This window comes from Pseudomonas sp. YuFO20 (assembly GCF_035064975.1).
GTDB classification, from domain to species: Bacteria; Pseudomonadota; Gammaproteobacteria; order Pseudomonadales; family Pseudomonadaceae; genus Aquipseudomonas; species Aquipseudomonas putida_AE.
The window spans coordinates 20414-36283 of record NZ_JAXDEO010000034.1 but is presented as its reverse complement, the minus strand read 5'-3'; the positions used below and the strand labels follow the sequence as shown (position 1 = coordinate 36283).

General features: G+C 60.1%; 16 protein-coding genes and 2 pseudogenes. 5 read left to right on the top strand and 13 right to left on the bottom strand.

Features of this window, described 5'->3' with window-relative positions:
- Positions 1-8: 8 nt before the first annotated feature.
- A complete protein-coding gene (locus tag SOP85_RS19480) occupies positions 9-1364 on the bottom strand; it encodes an MFS transporter (RefSeq protein WP_274076368.1) in 1356 nt (451 codons plus the stop codon).
- 158 nt (positions 1365-1522) lie between these two features.
- Between SOP85_RS19480 and SOP85_RS19475 the strand changes: the two genes are divergently transcribed.
- Positions 1523-2407 (top strand): LysR family transcriptional regulator, encoded by an 885-nt coding sequence (locus SOP85_RS19475; protein ID WP_274076369.1) that lies wholly within the window; start codon positions 1523-1525, stop codon positions 2405-2407.
- 36 nt (positions 2408-2443) lie between these two features.
- Here SOP85_RS19475 and pcaG read toward each other — a convergent pair whose 3' ends face one another.
- From pcaG to pcaQ, 3 genes are all read right to left on the bottom strand, one after another.
- The gene (gene pcaG, locus SOP85_RS19470; RefSeq protein ID WP_274076370.1) at positions 2444-3046 is read right to left on the bottom strand and encodes a protocatechuate 3,4-dioxygenase subunit alpha; all 603 of its coding nucleotides are present in this window, start codon (positions 3044-3046) and stop codon (positions 2444-2446) included.
- A 12-nt stretch (positions 3047-3058) separates the two neighbouring features.
- Entirely contained in the window at positions 3059-3778 is a 720-nt protein-coding gene (pcaH, locus tag SOP85_RS19465; RefSeq protein ID WP_323627911.1) for a protocatechuate 3,4-dioxygenase subunit beta, read from the bottom strand.
- 121 nt (positions 3779-3899) lie between these two features.
- Complete coding sequence (gene pcaQ, locus SOP85_RS19460) at positions 3900-4829, bottom strand: pca operon transcription factor PcaQ (RefSeq protein WP_274076372.1); 930 nt, start codon at positions 4827-4829, stop codon at positions 3900-3902.
- Between the two features lie 200 nt (positions 4830-5029).
- Here pcaQ and SOP85_RS19455 point away from each other — a divergent pair, with 200 nt between their 5' ends.
- On the top strand, positions 5030-5932 hold the full coding sequence (locus SOP85_RS19455; protein ID WP_274076373.1) for a universal stress protein: 903 nt from the start codon (positions 5030-5032) through the stop codon (positions 5930-5932).
- Between the two features lie 85 nt (positions 5933-6017).
- Here SOP85_RS19455 and SOP85_RS19450 read toward each other — a convergent pair.
- Positions 6018-6110 (bottom strand): annotated as a pseudogene (locus SOP85_RS19450) (adenosine-specific kinase); the annotation flags it as partial.
- Positions 6111-6143: 33 nt separating this feature from the next.
- The gene (locus SOP85_RS19445; protein WP_323627910.1) at positions 6144-7481 is read right to left on the bottom strand and encodes an MFS transporter; all 1338 of its coding nucleotides are present in this window, start codon (positions 7479-7481) and stop codon (positions 6144-6146) included.
- A 245-nt stretch (positions 7482-7726) separates the two neighbouring features.
- Between SOP85_RS19445 and SOP85_RS19440 the strand changes: the two genes are divergently transcribed.
- Complete coding sequence (locus SOP85_RS19440; RefSeq protein WP_323627909.1) at positions 7727-8785, top strand: aromatic ring-hydroxylating dioxygenase subunit alpha; 1059 nt, start codon at positions 7727-7729, stop codon at positions 8783-8785.
- A 76-nt stretch (positions 8786-8861) separates the two neighbouring features.
- Positions 8862-9812, top strand: a complete 951-nt coding sequence (locus SOP85_RS19435; RefSeq protein ID WP_323627908.1) for a PDR/VanB family oxidoreductase — start codon at positions 8862-8864, stop codon at positions 9810-9812.
- Positions 9813-9821: 9 nt separating this feature from the next.
- Here SOP85_RS19435 and SOP85_RS19430 read toward each other — a convergent pair whose 3' ends face one another.
- The 3 genes from SOP85_RS19430 to SOP85_RS19420 form a co-directional block, all read right to left on the bottom strand.
- Positions 9822-10535, bottom strand: a complete 714-nt coding sequence (locus SOP85_RS19430; protein ID WP_274076467.1) for a GntR family transcriptional regulator — start codon at positions 10533-10535, stop codon at positions 9822-9824.
- Between the two features lie 84 nt (positions 10536-10619).
- On the bottom strand, positions 10620-11810 hold the full coding sequence (locus SOP85_RS19425; RefSeq protein WP_323627940.1) for an OprD family porin: 1191 nt from the start codon (positions 11808-11810) through the stop codon (positions 10620-10622).
- A gap of 126 nt (positions 11811-11936) precedes the next feature.
- A complete protein-coding gene (locus SOP85_RS19420; protein ID WP_323627905.1) occupies positions 11937-13271 on the bottom strand; it encodes an MFS transporter in 1335 nt (444 codons plus the stop codon).
- A gap of 358 nt (positions 13272-13629) precedes the next feature.
- On the opposite strand from SOP85_RS19420, the pseudogene SOP85_RS19415 reads away from it, so the two are divergent.
- Positions 13630-13821, top strand: a pseudogene (locus tag SOP85_RS19415) (MFS transporter); the annotation flags it as partial.
- On the opposite strand, the gene SOP85_RS19410 reads toward SOP85_RS19415, so the two are convergent.
- From SOP85_RS19410 to SOP85_RS19395, 4 genes are read right to left on the bottom strand one after another with little or no spacing between them, the layout of a single operon-like run.
- Positions 13821-14003: a DUF1289 domain-containing protein gene (locus tag SOP85_RS19410; protein WP_323627902.1), complete on the bottom strand. Its 183-nt coding sequence runs from the start codon at positions 14001-14003 to the stop codon at positions 13821-13823. The pseudogene SOP85_RS19415 and the gene SOP85_RS19410 overlap by 1 nt on opposite strands.
- A 2-nt stretch (positions 14004-14005) precedes the next feature.
- Positions 14006-14377, bottom strand: coding sequence for a hypothetical protein (locus SOP85_RS19405; protein WP_323627901.1), 372 nt, complete (start codon positions 14375-14377; stop codon positions 14006-14008).
- Between the two features lie 42 nt (positions 14378-14419).
- A complete protein-coding gene (gene dmeF / locus SOP85_RS19400; RefSeq protein ID WP_323627900.1) occupies positions 14420-15364 on the bottom strand; it encodes a CDF family Co(II)/Ni(II) efflux transporter DmeF in 945 nt (314 codons plus the stop codon).
- Positions 15361-15759: a winged helix-turn-helix transcriptional regulator gene (locus SOP85_RS19395; protein WP_323627899.1), complete on the bottom strand. Its 399-nt coding sequence runs from the start codon at positions 15757-15759 to the stop codon at positions 15361-15363. Before SOP85_RS19395 ends, dmeF begins: the two co-directional genes overlap by 4 nt.
- Positions 15760-15870: the final 111 nt, after the last annotated feature.

The window sequence follows — 15870 nt, the reverse complement described above, 5'->3', positions numbered from 1 at the left end:
CTGCTGCGTTATTTGGAAAGAATGGCGGTAGCGCGAGTGTCGATCTCGTCGTCTTTGGCGACAGCGTTCAGGTCGATGCCGCGGGTTTCCGGGCCGATGACGATCATGGCCAGCGAGATCAGGTTGATCACCGCACACAGCGTCACCAGAGGCCATGGCGAGTTGTTCGACTGGCTCATCAGATAGACCGCGATCATTGGCATAGGGCCGCCGATCACCAGGTTGGCGCCGGTGTAGGCCAGAGCCGAGCCGGAGTAGCGCACCTGGGTCGGGAAGGCTTCGGCGAAGGCCACCGGCTGGATGCCGCTCTGGAACTGGGTGAAGCCCAGGAACAGCCCCATGATTGCCATGATGGCGGGAACGTTCAGTGTGTTGAGGATCGGGAAGTACACGAACAGGATCAGCAAGGTCATGCACGAACCAAATGCCAACGCCTTTTTACGGCCCCAGCGATCGGACAGATAACCACCGGCCAGCGCACCGAAAATCGCACACATGTTAGCCACCATCAGCGACATGAAGCCTGTCGACTGGCTGAAGCCCAGATGCTTGGTCAGGTAGCTGAGGGAGAAAATCACGATCAGGTAGAACAGTGCAGCGGGCGAGCAGAAGAAAAACATCAGGCGCAGGATGGTTTTGTAATGGCTGCCCAGTGCGGATTTGAGCGGGCTCTTTTCCTGTTTGACCGGGGTCTTTTTCAACGCGACGAAGGCCGGGGTTTCATCGACTTTCAGGCGGATGAAGATCGCGACCACCACCAGTACGAAGCTCATGAGGAAGGGAATTCGCCAGCCAAAGCTTTCGAACTGCTCGCTTGAAAGCGTCGCCGCCAGGCCCATCAACACGCCGTTGGCCAATATCTGACTGAGCGGTGAGCACAGGCCGAGCATGCCGGAATAGCGGCCGCGGCGATCGGGGGTGGCGTGTTCCAGCGCCATCAGTTGCGCACCGGTGGACTCCCCACCCAGCGCGAAGCCCTGGATAATCCGCAGCAACACCAGCAGGATCGGCGCCCAGATGCCAACCTGACCGTAGGTGGGCAACAGGCCCATCAATACCGACGCCAGGCCCATCATGCTCACGGTGGCCAACATCAGGTTGCGCCGGCCCAGTTTGTCACCGAGGTAGCCGCAGGTAATGGCGCCCAATGGCCGAGCGGCCAGGCCGACACCGAAGGTTGCCAGCGACGCGAGCAGGCCGGCTGTCGGCTCCATGGCCGGGAAAAACAGCTTGGGCAGGATCGTCGCCGACACCGCGCCGTATAGCGTGAAGTCAAACCATTCCAGGGCGGTGCCGATCGTTGCGGCGGTCACCGCTTTGCGAGGCATGCGCGAATCATGAGTCTCTTGATGGGGTGTGCTCATAAAGGTGCTCGTCATTGTTTTTATGGTGTCGGGATACCCATACGATTTCGATGCAGCTGCAAGGAATCGTCGAAGTGAGTAGACGTTAGCGCATCCCGCTTGCAAAATAATTATCGAAATCACGATAAATAGATAAGTCAGCCTTATGGGTAGCGATTATGGAACTGCGTCACCTGAAAGCCTTTGTGATCGCCGCCGACCTGCAGCACTTCAGCCGCGCGGCTGAACAACTGGGTATCGCGCAACCGGCCCTGAGCCAATTGATGCGCACGCTTGAGGCGGAGTTGGGGTTGGCATTGTTCCGGCGGGAAAACCGCGGCGTGGCGTTGACCGCTGCCGGCGAGGCGTTCCTGCCCCATGCCCGGCAGTCCATCGAGGCCAGCGAGCTGGCGATTGCCGCCGCCCGGCGTGCCCGGCGCGGTGAAGTCGGCGAAATCAATATCGGTTATCACTCGGCCCTGTTCGAGGCCAATTTGCCGCAATTGCTGCGCCATTACTTCAGCACGTTTCCCGAAGTCAAAGTGTCCCTGGTGGACGCCGGTATTCGCGCGCAGTTCGACATGTTGCTCGACCACAAGCTTGACCTGGCCTTTGCCAGGGTGTTCAAGGATCACCTGCCGGACCGGCTGCGCACCCATCACTTCAGCCAATCCAGGCTCGTCCTGCTGATCCCGGACAACCATGAACTGGCGGACAGTTTTACCGGTGAACTGGCGACACTGCGGCATGAGAAGTTCGTGTTCTTGCAGGACAGCGCCGGCATTGGCCTGACCTCCCACACGCTCCAGGCCTGCCGGCAAAACCAGCTGCACCCCGAGAACATCATGCATGTGCCATCGCTGATGAGCATTCCCGGGCTGGTGGCCGCGGGTATCGGCCTGAGCATCGTGCCCGAAACGATGACCCGGCTGACCATGCCCGGCATACGGATCGTGCCCCTGGCGCAACCGGAAATGGTCAGTGAACTGTCGCTGATTTCACGGATTGATGAACGATCGAGCGCGGTTTTGCATTTTATCGAAGAGGCCCATGGGTGGGGGTGACCTTTCCCATGGGGCGGTGTTCACTGTCATGCGTCGTCAGAAGTCGAAGAACACGGTTTCCGCTTCGCCTTGGACATGGATATCGAAGCGGTACGCCAGCTGGCCATCGACCGTGCAGCGCCGGGCGATCAGGGATTCGCGCCGATGGGGTTGTTCGATCAGGTTCAGCACGGGATCCACGGCATTCGCCTCGGGTTCGTCGTCGAAGTACAGTCGGGTCTGCAAGTGAATGTTGATGCCCCGGGCAAACAGCGCCACGTTGACATGCGCAGCCATGGCCACGCCCGAGGCGTTTTTCACCACGCCAGGCTTCACGGTCTTGATCGTCCATTCACCGACATCGGTCGTCGCGGTGCGGCCAAAACAATTGAAGGGTTTTTCCAGGTCGAAAGCGCTGTCGTAGACGCCTTCGTGATTGGCCTGCCAGCACTCCAGGAAGGCGTCACGAATCAGGTGACCATTGCCGTCATACACGTGGCCCAGCAATAAAATGTGCTCACCTGGCGCGCCGGGTCTGGCCATTTCATTCCAGATCTCCTGCTCACGCGGCGCGTTGCCGGCAGCTTCCAGCGCCAGGCCGATATGGACATAGGGGCCGGCGGTTTGCGACGGGGTTTCAGGCAGCAGTTGAACGGGCATGTGCAGGCCTCCTCAGCAGTTTTCGAAGTGGGTCTTGCGCTGACCGCGCAGGACGATATCAAAACGATAAGCCAGGCAATCCATGGGATTGGCCATGCCCATGTCCAGCCGGGCGATCAGACTCTGCACCGCGTCCTGATTGGCGATCGACTTGACGATCGGGCACATGGGGATCAGCGGATCACCTTCGAAATACAGCTGGGTAATCAGGCGCGTGGCAATCGACGGGCCACTGATGGAGACATGGATATGCGCAGGGCGCCAGTCGTTGGGGCCGTTGCGCCATGGGTAGGGGCCGGGTTTGACGGTGCGGAAGCTGTAGTTGCCATCGCGGTCGGTCAAGGCCCGGCCAACGCCGCCGAAGTTCGGGTCAAGCGGGGCCAGGTAGCTGTCTTTCTTGTGCCGGTAACGACCACCGGCATTGGCCTGCCACATCTCTACCAGGGTGTTGGGAATCGGCTTGCCGTACTGATCGCAAACCCGGCCCGCCAGGATGATGCGTTCGCCGATGGGCAGGCCGCCATGATTGAAATTCAACAGCAGATCGTTATCGTGCCGGCCCATTTGCAGATGGGAAAAATCCGGGCCGCTGGTTTCGGATAAGGATTGCGGGATGCTCACCAGTGCCTGGCGGGGAGAGCGCAGGATCGAAGTCTTGTAGTCAGGCGTCAGGGCCTTGGGATGCCAATTACGGTCACGAATGACGAAGCGGCTGTCGTGCGCATCAGACATGTCGTTTTTTCCTGTTGTTATGGGTGGACAGAAGCCGGTACTGCGTTGGCAGCGTTCCCAGTTTCCGCTTGTACAACCCATCGCAAAATTGAAAAAATCGACCTTATGCATATCCAGATGGTTATGGATATTTGCCCTCACGATAGTCCTGCCCGACCTCGCGCAGTGCCTCCACACACCACTGCGCCGCTGGCGCCAGCGCCAATGCGGGATTGGTGCAGAACCCCACGGAACCACCGGGCTCACGCATCCCCAGGTCCAGCTCCACCAGCTCGCCTTGCCTCAAGTCCTGCCTGACAGCGTCCAAAGGCGCGACCCAGATGGCCTGGCTGCTTTGTACGTAGCGCCGACTCAGGGCCACCGACAGGGTTTCCAGGCGTTGGCGTGATGGGGTTATCCCGTGTTGCACAAACAGGCTGTCGGCGAATTTGCGGATCGTCGTTCCCGCCGACGGCAGTACCAACGGATAGTCCTCGAGATTTTTCTGCCCGGGCAGATCGGTGAGCACCGGATGGCCGCTACGCACCACCAAGGTCATGGATTCGCTGTAGAGGTGCTCGAACGCCAGCCCGAGAATCAGTGGGCTATCGGTCATCCTGCCCACTACAAGGTCCAGCTCACCGACACGCAACCGCGACAGCAGGTAGGCACTTGGGCCGGTCACGACACTGACCACCAACGCCGGGTGGCGCTCGTGCAGACGGCACACCACTTCAGGCACCAACAGGCTTTCGACGGTGGACAGCACACCAAGCTGCACGCTGATGGGCTCATGCACACCAGAGCGCAAACTGTTGACCCCGTCACGCAACGATTGCACGCTCGGCCCTGCGTAGCGCAAAAAGGCCACGCCGGCCTCGGTCAACGTCGAGCCCTTTTTACCCCGTTCAAACAGCGTGGCATCCAACAGGTTTTCAAGCTCCTTCAGGGTCTTGGAAAGCGCCGGCTGGCTGATTGCCAACTTGTCGCAGGCACGCGCCAGGCTGCCCTGGCGCGCCACCTCGAGAAAACACAGCAGATGACGGAATTTGATGCGGGTATCGATGTTCAATCGGTTCTCTGCCTTTGTGGTTTGGCCTCTATTATTGTTGGATTAGCAGCGTTTGTGTGGGTTGTCACCCGACCCATTACGCAATTCAGGCGTATATTGGTGGTGTCGATCCAGACATTCGAGACGATAGTCAATCGTCGGTGGTGTGACACGCGATCGCGCAGGGGGACCAGATTTCCCGGAGCGTTTGGAGGTGTTACGTGAGCCAGTATCAACGACTCTTACTGATAGCCGGTCCAGCCATGCGCCACACCCCGGCGTTGGAGCGAGCTGTCGCCATTGCCGAAGCCACAGGCGCTGCCCTGCATATCACGGTGTTTATCGAAGACTCCAACCTCCTGGGCTTGAGGAGCGCGGGTGCACGTTTTCGTGAAGCCTGCCAGCAAGAGAACGAAATATGGTTGAAGGATGAGGCCGATCTATTCCGCGAGCGCGGGGTCAAGGTGAGTACCGAAGTGCTTGTTACGCGAACCGCGCTGCAAGAAATACTTCTGCACGTGGCAGAAATGCAGCCGGATCTGCTTATCAAGGACGTGCAGCACGAGTCAGCGCTCAAGCGCGTTTTCATTACGCCTCTGGATTGGCACCTGTTGCGTGAATGTCCGGTGGCTGTGCATCTGGTCAGCGAAGTCAGGTGTCCACTTCCGCGGGTGGTAGTGGCGGCGGTCGATCCATCACAACCCGAGACTCAGATCACTGGCATCAACGAACGCATCATCCAGGCGGCAAACGGATTGGCGATGCAATGCAGTGCGCAACTGCATCTTTTGCATGCCTACGATCCATCGTCGACCCATATATCCGACGCAGGCGCCGGTGCCGTGACGATGCCCGGTTTCAGCAGCGAAGTGCGCAAGTCACTGCAAAAGAAATTTATCGCATTGGCCGACCACTACGGTGTGCCCACTGAGCGGCAACACTTCGTTGAAGGTCCACCAGGCAAAGCGCTGGCCGACTTTGCAGCGCATCACCGGGCCGATGTGATCGTCATGGGAAATGCCCACCGCAAGGGGCTGGGTAAATGGGTGGGCAGTACGACGGAGCATGTGCTGTATCAAGTGCCCTGTAACATTTTCGCCGTTACCGGGTCTGCGGATGAGTGAATGGATTCGCTATGAAATGACTCGCAAAGAGCGCCTCAGCGACTGGGGCGGGATTTTTCGTGGGCTATTCTGCTCGCTGTGCAATTCACAGCTTGTAGCCTATCTGCCGCAACAGGTTCTTGCGCCACAGGATGTCTTCGTCGCCCTCAATGTCAGTGGCACAGAAACCATCCCAGCCCACGCTGGCCAGCCCGCTGCTGGATTTGAGTTTTCAGGCCGCAGCCCTCACACCTGCGCCTTTGCCCTCTACCGGAATGTCATGCAGGGAAATCCGTGATGTCTCAGGCAATGCCAGTCCCCCCGCCAGCGCCAGCAAGGCAATGGCGATCAGGTAGAACGCCGGCGACAGGTTGCTGCCGGTGGTGCTGATCAGCCACGTGGCCACCAAGGGCGCGGTGCCGCCGAAAATCGTGTAGGCCATGTTGTAGGTGATTGCCGAGGCGGTGTAGCGAGTGCGGGTCGGGAAGGTTTCCGAAAGCAGGGCCGCGGTGACCACGCCACACAACACCGCGCCGACCGCCAGGAGCATCACGCCGGCGACGGATGCTGCGAATGAGCCGGAGCTGGCCATCAGGAACGCCGGGTACACGGCCACGATCAGCAGCGCGCACGCGGTCATCACCGTCATTCGCCGCCCGACCCGGTCCGAATACAGACCGGCCAGCGGGCAGATCGCTGCGGCGAACAGCAAGGCGATCAGTGACACCAGCAAGGCTGTTGCGCGACTCAGGCCACCCGCGACCTGCAGGTAGGTCGCGAAGTAGGTGGTGAACATGTAGAACGACAGCGCTGTGAGCGACACGAAGGCGCCCAGGCAACAGATGGCCGCGCCATGGTTGCGCAAGGTTTCCTTGAATGGGGAGTGGGCGACGGCATGTTCCTCGGTCACCGCCTGGAAGGCCGGTGTCTCATCGAGCTTCCAGCGCAGGTACAAACCCACCAGGCCCAGCGGCGCGGCAATCAGGAACGGCAGGCGCCAGCCCCAGCTGCCCATCGCTTCGGCGGATAAAGACGCCTCGAGTGCGTAGGCCACCACGGCTGCCGCGGCGAAGGCGGAGAACGTCGATACCGGGATGAAGCTGCCGTACCAGGCGCGTTTATCGTTGGGTGCATGTTCCATCAGATAGGCGCAGGCACCGGCGTATTCACCGCCGGCGGAAAAGCCCTGGGCGCAACGGATCAACGACAGAAGAATCGGCGCCGTGACCCCGATCGCGGCATAAGTGGGCAGCAGGCCGATCAGGGTCGTCGCACCGGCCATCAGCAGAATCGTCATCGCCAGGGTGCGCTTACGGCCGATCCGGTCGCCCAGCATGCCGAAGAAAATCCCGCCGAGGGGTCGAAACGCAAACGCCACGGCAAACACCGCAAAGGTCTTGAGCAGCGCGGCACTGGCATCGCCGCTGGGGAAAAACTGCTGGGCGATGGTCGTGGCCAGGAAGCCGTAGACGGCGAAGTCGAACCACTCGACGAAATTGCCGATGCCGGCAGCCACGATCACTCTTCTCAGGGTTTTCGGGCTGACTTGTTCCGTAGTTGTGCTCGTCATGCTTGACCTCGACAGTTCGTCAGTAAGCTAACGATTATCGAGGCAGGCGCTGCAGCGGTTGGCTTCAAAAGTGTCATCCACGTAGTCAGGACCGACTTCGCCGGCATCAAGTGTGCGAAAGGTTGAAATCACTGCTTTGGCTTTAATGGATCCATTAATAGTCAAAAATCAGCAAAAAGCTTGACGTATGTCAGGATTATCCGCTCAAATGGATCCATAAAAACAAGCCTGTCCGGAGAATCCCTATGTATCCGAAAAACACCTGGTATGTCGCCTGCACCCCTGACGAGATCGCTTCCAAGCCCCTGGGGCGGCAGATATGCGGTGAGAAAATCGTTTTCTATCGTGGGCAGGAAGGGCGGGTGGCCGCCGTTGAGGATTTTTGCCCACACCGCGGCGCCCCCCTTTCGCTGGGGTATGTCGAGAACGGCAACCTGGTCTGTGGCTACCACGGGCTGGTCATGGGCTGTGATGGCAAGACCGTCGAAATGCCGGGGCAGCGCGTACGGGGTTTTCCGTGCAACAAGACTTACGCCGTTGAAGAGCGATACGGTTTCATCTGGGTCTGGCCGGGTGAGCAGGACAAGGCTGACCCTGCGCTGATCCATCATCTGGAATGGGCGGTCAGCGATGAATGGGCCTACGGTGGCGGGCTGTTCCACATCAATTGCGACTATCGACTGATGATCGATAACCTGATGGACCTCACCCACGAAACCTACGTGCACGCCTCGAGCATCGGCCAGAAAGAGATCGATGAAGCGGCGCCGGTCACCACCGTCGAGGGTGACGAGGTGGTCACCGCGCGGCACATGGAAAACATCATGGCGCCGCCGTTCTGGCGCATGGCCCTGCGGGGCAACAACCTGGCCGACGACGTGCCGGTAGACCGTTGGCAGATCTGCCGCTTCAGTCCACCCAGCCACGTGTTGATCGAGGTGGGCGTGGCTCACGCCGGTAAAGGCGGTTACGACGCCGAGCCGCAACACAAGGCTGCGAGCATCGTGGTCGATTTCATTACCCCGGAAACCGAGACGTCGATCTGGTACTTCTGGGGCATGGCGCGCAATTTCAATCCGCACGACGAAGAACTGACCGCGACCATCCGCGAGGGCCAGGGCAAGATCTTCAGCGAAGACCTCGACATGCTCGAACAGCAGCAGAAGAACCTGCTGGCCAATCCCCAGCGCAACCTGCTCAAGCTCAATATCGATGCCGGTGGTGTTCAGTCCCGGCGCGTGCTGGAGCGCATCATCGCCCGCGAGCGCGCGCCGGCAGTCGAGCTGATTGCCACGGCCAACTAGTCCTTGGGCGCTACGCCAGTCCTTTCCTATTGATCTTGTTCTCGGCCACTGCGGTGGCCGGTCCTGAAGGTGCACCATGATTGAAGTCGTCGTGACATCCCGCAACAACGAAGCGCTGGATATCTGCAGCTACGAGTTGGCCTGCGCACAAGGCGGGCAATTGCCCGGTTTCAGTGCCGGGGCCCACATTGACGTGCACTTGCCTGGCGGGCTGATCCGCCAGTACTCGCTGTGCAATCACCCGCAAGAGCGCCATCGCTACCTGATCGGCGTGCTCAAGGACACCGCCTCGCGCGGCGGTTCCCAGAGCCTGCATGAGCAGATCAACAACGGCGACCGACTGTTCATCAGTGAGCCGCGCAACCTGTTCCCGCTGGTGGCCGAGGGGCAGCGCAGCCTGTTGTTCGCCGGTGGCATCGGCATCACCCCGATCCTGTGCATGGCCGAGCAACTGGCCCACAGCGGCGCCGATTTCGAGCTGCATTACTGTGCGCGCTCCAGCGAACGTGCGGCGTTTGTCGAGCGACTCAAAGGCGCCTCCTTTGCCGATCGCGTGCACCTGCATTTCGACGAAGAGGCCGATTCGCGCCTGGATGCCGCCAAGGTCCTGGCCAATCCGCGGCCTGACCTGCACCTGTATGTCTGCGGGCCTTCAGGGTTCATGCAGCATGTGCTCGACAGCGCCAAGGCCCAGGGCTGGAGCGACGAGCAGTTGCACCGTGAGTACTTCGCCGCGGCGCCGGTGGATACCAGTGCCGATGGGGCGTTCCAGGTCAAGCTGGCCAACAGCGGGCAGGTGTTCGACATTCCGGCCGACAAGACGGTGGTCCAGGTGCTGGAAAGTCACGGTGTCGAGATTGCGCTTTCCTGTGAGCAGGGCATCTGCGGCACCTGCCTGACGCGTGTGCTGGATGGGGTGCCGGAGCACCGTGACCTGTTCCTCACTGAAGAAGAGCAAGCAGCCAATGATCAGTTCACGCCTTGCTGTTCGAGGTCCAAGTCCAAGCTGTTGGTGCTGGACCTCTGATCCCGCCGATCACTCGCCGCGGGCGATCACTTTCATCCGGTCGCTGTTGCTGATCGCCCCGAAGACCTCGGCGTAACGCAGTGTCGCATTGGCGTGTTCGCGCATGATGGCTTCTGCGCGTGCGCCCTGGCGGCTGACCAGCGCGTCGAACACCGAGTGGTGTTGCATGTGGGCGAAGTTGAAGCGCCGGTATTCGCGCGCCAGGTCCTGGCGATCGATCGCCAGCGCCGACACTGAAGCGAAGGGGCGATGGTCGTTGCGCGCCAGGGCTTCGGCAATCGCCGGGTTGGCGCTGCTGTCGACGATCACCTGGTGAAAGCGCATGTTGAGGTCATGGAACGCCTCGAGGTCTTCTTCCGTCACGTAGCCCTTGTCGAACAGCGCATCGCCTTGCACCAGGCATTCGCGCAGCGCCGCCTGTGCTTCTTCACTCAAGCCGCGTTCGGCGCTCTGTCGCGCCGCCAGACCTTCCAGTACCCCGCGCACCTCCACGGCGCCGGCGATATCGTCGGCACTCACCGAACGCACCTGATAACCCCGGCCACCATGGCGCACCAGCAAGCCTTCCTGTTCCAGGGTCAGGAACGCCATGCGCACCGGCATGCGCGAGACGCCGAAGCGTTCCGCCGTCGGGATCTCCATCAGCCGTTCGCCGGCCGCCAGCTCGCCTGAGGCAATCATTTTGCGCAGTGCGACCAGCACCATTTGACCCGGTTTGCTCATGCAGGCGACTTCCAGAAGTTGGTTCGCCATAGTAACGCAAGGAGGGGAGAGATACAGGGGCGACGAGCGCCCCTGGCGGGAGGATCAGAGGGAGAGGGGGTAACTGACGATGACGCGGGTCTGATCGAAGTCGCTGTTGAAGCTGCGCCGGTTGGTGGCGTTGTTGACCCGCACGCTGAGGTTTTTCAGTGGGCCGCTTTGCAGGGTGTAGCTGACCTCGGTGTCGCGTTCCCATTCCTTGCCATTGCTGCCGGCCTTGGTGGTGGCGTTGTCGCCGTGACCGTAGCGGGTCATCAGCAGCAGGCCGGGGAGGCCGACGGCGACGAAGTTGTAGTCATAACGCGCTTGCCAGGAACGCTCGTCGGCGTTGCTGAAGTTGCCGTTGAACATGTCGTTGCCCAAGGTGCGCCCGCTGCTGCCATACACGGACATCCAGCCGGTATCGCCGCTGACCTTCTGCAGCCCCAGATAGAGGGTGTGGCCCCCCAGGTTGGCCGAGAACAGCCCGTAGGCGGTATGGCTTTGCACATTGCCGATCAGGGCGCTGCCGTCATCCTTGTCGATGAAGTAGCCCAGGTTCGCACCGAGGGTCCAGTCACCGACTTTCTGTTTATGCAGCAGGTTCAGATAGCTTTGCTGATAGATGTCTTCGAGCTGCGAATACCAGGCGCCGATCTGGGTCTGTTGTTCGTTGAAGCGGTATTCGGCGCCCGCATAGTTGAAGGCGTCCGACATGACGGTGGGCGCAGCCCAGGCCGAGAGGTCTTGCATGTTCGAGGAGTTGCGCAGGCTCACCGAGGTGTATTGACCGCCTTGCAGGCTCAGGCCGGGAAGCTCCCGGGACACCAGCATGGCGCCCTGGAAGGTCTGCGGCAGCAGGCGTCCGTCGTCGTAGCGCAGCAGGGGAATGTCCGGCATGAGCTCGCCAAGCATCAGCTCGGTGTCGGAAATACGCATTTTTGCCGCCAGGCCCGCGCGCCCGTAGTCGTCGGCGGCGCGACCATCGTCATGCACCGGCAGCAGCTCCGAACCACTGCGTTGCGGGCCGCTGTCGAGCTTGACGCCCAGCATCGCGATGCCGTCCAGGCCAAAGCCGACAACCCCCGGGGTATAACCGGAACTGAACTTGAGGATCGCGCCCTGGGCCCATTCTTCGATCTTGCTCTTGCTGGCACCGGGATCGTTGAAGTCGCGATTGAAATAGTAGTTTCGCAGCGTCAGGCTGGTCTTGGAATCTTCGAAAAAACCGCTGCTTTCAGCGTGCGCCGAAGGCATCAGGGCAAACGCTATTGCACCGCCGAGCAGGGCCCGGGGCGGGAGAGGGAAGCAAGTCATTATTGTTGTTTTCCTGGAGGATGTTGTCAGTAGCGAGGGCAGGGCCTCGCTACCGCTTGGTAATGTTCAGGCCTGGCTGGGTTGGGTGGCCGGTTGCGCCGGGGCGTTGGGCCGCAGTTGCAGCAACACGGCAGCGGCAATCACGAAGACCACGGCAAACACCCCATACAGGTGCAGTGGCTGCCAACCGCTGTCGAGCAACAGGCCGGCGACGGTGGGCGACAGGATCGCGCCGATGCGCCCGATACCGATGCCCCAACCGACCCCCGTGGTGCGCACGGAAGCGTCGTAGACAATCGGCGACAGCGCGTACAAGCCCGCCACGCAACCGTTGGCGAATAGTCCGATCAGCAGGCCCAGGCCCAGTGCCATGGATACCGATGAAGCGGAGCCGACAAACAGCACCAGCAGGCCCGCGGTAATCAGCATGAACAGCGACAGCACCCGGGTCAGCCGCCAGCGCGAGGCCAGGCCGCCGATCAACGCGGCGCCGAAGATACCGCCGACGCTCAGCAGCACACCGCCGCTGATGCCTTGCTGTGCCGACAGCCCTGCCGAGACCAGCAGCTTCGGCGTCCAGCTCATCACGAAGTAGAAGCCGAACATCACCAGGAAGAACAACAGCCAGATCAACAGGGTGGTGCGCCGTGAATCCGGCGAGAGCAACTGCGCCAGGCGGCCACGGCCTGAAGTCGGTGCCGAAAGGGCCACGGGCAGTTCGCGCAATGCGGGCTGGCCGAGGCGGGCGGCCAGGCGATTGATGCGGACCAGGGCATTTGCGGGGCGACGGGCGATCAGGAAGTCCAGGGATTCAGGCAAATACAGCAGCACCAAAGGAATCACCGCCAGGGTCACGGCGCCCCCGAAGATGAACACCGAACGCCAGCCAAAGTGCGTCAGCAACCACACCGACAACAGCCCGCCCAGGGTCGCGCCCAAGGCATAACCGGTGGATTGCAGGCTCACCGCCAGCCCGCGCCAGCGCTTGTTGGCATATTCGCTGGCAATCACGTTGCTGCTGGCCAGGATTCCGCCGATCCCCAGGCCGGTCAACCCGCGCAGCAGCGCCAGTTGCAGCGGCGTCTGGCTGAGGGCCGACAACAGCATGCCGGCACCGGAAAGCAGCAGGCAAAACAGGATCAATGGCCGACGTCCATAACGATCCGCCCACGGCGCAATGAACAGCGAGCCTGCCGCCATCCCAAACAATCCGGCACTCAGCAGCAAACCGATCTGCGCGCCATTCAAGCTCCATTCGGCAGACACCGAGGAAGCCGTGAAGGCCATCACCAGCACGTCGAAGCCATCGATCATGTTCAGGACAATGCAGATGCCCACGGCCAGCCACTGGAAGCGCGCCATCGGGCGCTCATCTACCACGCTCTTCAGGTCGACACTCATGGCTGCCCCTCGAGACGAGGCTGGCTAAAGGTAAAGCGAGAAAGGCACACGAAGCTGGGTGCAAGCCGAAGCCCGAACCCGATTGAGAAGTCATTCATCCCGACACCCTTGTTATTTTTATGAGCGGGCAGGCGCTGTACCTGACACCGTGCAGTGCCAGTCAATCAATTTATGGATCCATTGAAAAGTGTGATTTTTTGGGGTTTTCACTTTTTTACTTTATTTATTAGATTAAATCCTTTTAAAACATACAGTTAACTGTTTTTATAAACCGTTCGATTATCGGTCGATTTTTATATTTCGTAGTAAAGGATCCAATGCGAATGGATGTGAATCAGATCGCACGCGCCAGGATGGCTTGCGCGCGACCAATCTGGGCGTCGCGCTCGGATTGTTCCTGATGGCCAGCGCCACTTCATTGCCGGTATTTTTACTGGCGTGGTCAATCATCGGAATCGGCATGGCGCTTGGTTTGTATGAAGCTTTATTCGCCTGTCCGGGGGCACTGCACGCGGAGCGCGCAGGCGGTGATTCGAAAGCAATGACCGTTCACCCACTTGCCTTCTTCAGCCCTTTCAAACGCACTTTCGCCCTTTGCACAGCGGCCATTTTTTCAGGCCGTTTCATGCGTTTCCACTGCCTGATGTCATCCTTGCTGCGCCCGCAGCTTACACACAGATCGCCGCTCAACTGGCAAATCGATATGCAGGGATTTTCGATTTCCTTGGCCATCGTCAATGACCCCTGGACGCGCCGAATTGCGCCAGGCGCTTGTCCCAATCACCACCATGGGTGCGTTGGCACTCCTCCTCGGAGTCGAAGCGGACAGTGTGATCTGATGGCTTGAGATCAATGTCTGCCTCCTTCAGCGCGATGGCCGTCAGCTCAAGAATCCGCACTTTTGCGCTCGCCTCGGCAAGTTTCTTGTCGGCCAGCGTTTCGAACACCCAGGTCACCCTCAGCGTTCGCGCAAGGTCGCTCAAGTCGGCCGTATGGGTGAGCCAGGTAAAGCCTTTGATTTCAGCTTTTGCTGTTTCGCAGGCGTCGGTCAGCGTCGCTATCAAGCGGCGCTCGATCCGTGCCAGTTCACGTTTGCCCATGGGCATGGCGGGCTCCTTTAGAGATAAAAATGGGGGCGCTTTCGAAAATCAGGCAGATCGAAACTCGACCGTCAGGTGGCTGACTTCGTGAACGGGTTTAAGTCGTTCACGAATACTTTCGGCATTCGCCGAAGCTTGGCCAATGACGCTGACGATAGCGGCACGCGCCTCTGGCCCAACCCGCCACACGTGCAGGTCGGTGATGGTTGCATCGCCATGCCTCTCAACCAGTTCGCGGATCTCCTCTGCAACCTGCTCATCGGTTTGATCCAGGAGAACGCTTGCGGTGATGCCCATCAAGCTCCATGCCCAGCGCGCGATGACAATGGCACCCACGATGCCCATGACAGGATCCAGCCATACCCATCCGAGGTACCGGCCAGCGAGCAATGCAGCAATCGCCAGGACGGAGGTCAGCGCATCCGCCAAGACGTGGAAGTAGGCTGATTTCAGGTTGTTATCGTTGCCGTGAAGTCCGTGGCCATGATGGTCGTGATGGTCGTGATGGTCGTGATGGTCGTGAGGGTGGTCATGACTGTGACCGTGGCCAAGCAGAAGTGCACTCACGATGTTGACGATCAAACCGACAATCGCAATGAGTGTCGCGGTGCCGAACTGGACCTCCGTCGGCTGCAAGAGACGCATGACTGACTCTACGCCGATGACCAGGGACACCACGCCGAGAATGAGCGCCGATGCGAACCCGCCCAGGTCCCCGACCTTTCCGGTACCAAAGCTGTAACGCTTGCTCGAGGCGTGGCGCTTTGCGTAGCCGTAAGCCGCCGCCGCGATACCCAATGCACCGGCATGGGTCGCCATGTGGAAGCCATCGGCAAGTAACGCCATCGAGCCTGTGATGTATCCGGCGGTGATTTCACCCACCATCATCACCAGGGTAAGCGCTACGACCCAGAGAGTGCGTCTGGCATTCTCATCGTGCGAAGCGCCTAGAAATACGTGGTCGTGCACGTGATTGATCGGGGAGCTGCTCATGACCCTGTACCTGCGGGATTCAGGTCTGTTTGAAGGAGCGCTCGTGCCGGGTTCTCTTGATCAGGAGGCATCAGGGTTTTCCCACTCTGCTTGAGCCACAAACCAAACTCGCGCATCACGCTGACGACGGGCCGCAATCGGTCGCCTTCCTCGGTCAGTTCGTACTCCACTTTCACGGGAACTGTCGGGTATACCGTGCGCTTGAGCAGCCCGACTTCTTCGAGTGCCCGCAGGTCGAGGGTCAGCATCCGTTGCGAGATGCCCGGGACATCCCGACGCAGCTCGTTGAACCGCTTGGGGCCGTCGAGCAGATAGGACACCAGCAGCAGACGCCATCGGCCACCCAACAAGCGCATGGCTTCCTCCACGGAACAGCCCGTCACGTTCTTTTTCATGGCGTTTTCCCCAGGGTATACCAAGTATATTTTATGTACCTAGATGATAAAAAAGTGCCTTCTTCCATTTATATACCTTATCCCTAAGATGAGGCTGCAGCACTTTTCGGA

What these genes read in the sequence shown, in the direction of transcription:
- SOP85_RS19395 (WP_323627899.1), bottom strand. Translation starts at nt 15,759, where the DNA reads ATGAAAAAGAACGTGACGGGCTGTTCCGTGGAGGAAGCCATGCGCTTG.
- SOP85_RS19475 (WP_274076369.1), top strand. Translation starts at nt 1,523, where the DNA reads ATGGAACTGCGTCACCTGAAAGCCTTTGTGATCGCCGCCGACCTGCAG.
- pcaH (WP_323627911.1), bottom strand. Translation starts at nt 3,778, where the DNA reads ATGTCTGATGCGCACGACAGCCGCTTCGTCATTCGTGACCGTAATTGG.
- SOP85_RS19440 (WP_323627909.1), top strand. Translation starts at nt 7,727, where the DNA reads ATGTATCCGAAAAACACCTGGTATGTCGCCTGCACCCCTGACGAGATC.
- SOP85_RS19405 (WP_323627901.1), bottom strand. Translation starts at nt 14,377, where the DNA reads ATGCCCATGGGCAAACGTGAACTGGCACGGATCGAGCGCCGCTTGATA.
- SOP85_RS19445 (WP_323627910.1), bottom strand. Translation starts at nt 7,481, where the DNA reads ATGACGAGCACAACTACGGAACAAGTCAGCCCGAAAACCCTGAGAAGA.
- pcaG (WP_274076370.1), bottom strand. Translation starts at nt 3,046, where the DNA reads ATGCCCGTTCAACTGCTGCCTGAAACCCCGTCGCAAACCGCCGGCCCC.
- SOP85_RS19430 (WP_274076467.1), bottom strand. Translation starts at nt 10,535, where the DNA reads ATGAGCAAACCGGGTCAAATGGTGCTGGTCGCACTGCGCAAAATGATT.
- SOP85_RS19410 (WP_323627902.1), bottom strand. Translation starts at nt 14,003, where the DNA reads ATGGCCAAGGAAATCGAAAATCCCTGCATATCGATTTGCCAGTTGAGC.
- SOP85_RS19480 (WP_274076368.1), bottom strand. Translation starts at nt 1,364, where the DNA reads ATGAGCACACCCCATCAAGAGACTCATGATTCGCGCATGCCTCGCAAA.
- dmeF (WP_323627900.1), bottom strand. Translation starts at nt 15,364, where the DNA reads ATGAGCAGCTCCCCGATCAATCACGTGCACGACCACGTATTTCTAGGC.
- SOP85_RS19420 (WP_323627905.1), bottom strand. Translation starts at nt 13,271, where the DNA reads ATGAGTGTCGACCTGAAGAGCGTGGTAGATGAGCGCCCGATGGCGCGC.
- SOP85_RS19425 (WP_323627940.1), bottom strand. Translation starts at nt 11,810, where the DNA reads ATGCCTTCGGCGCACGCTGAAAGCAGCGGTTTTTTCGAAGATTCCAAG.
- SOP85_RS19435 (WP_323627908.1), top strand. Translation starts at nt 8,862, where the DNA reads ATGATTGAAGTCGTCGTGACATCCCGCAACAACGAAGCGCTGGATATC.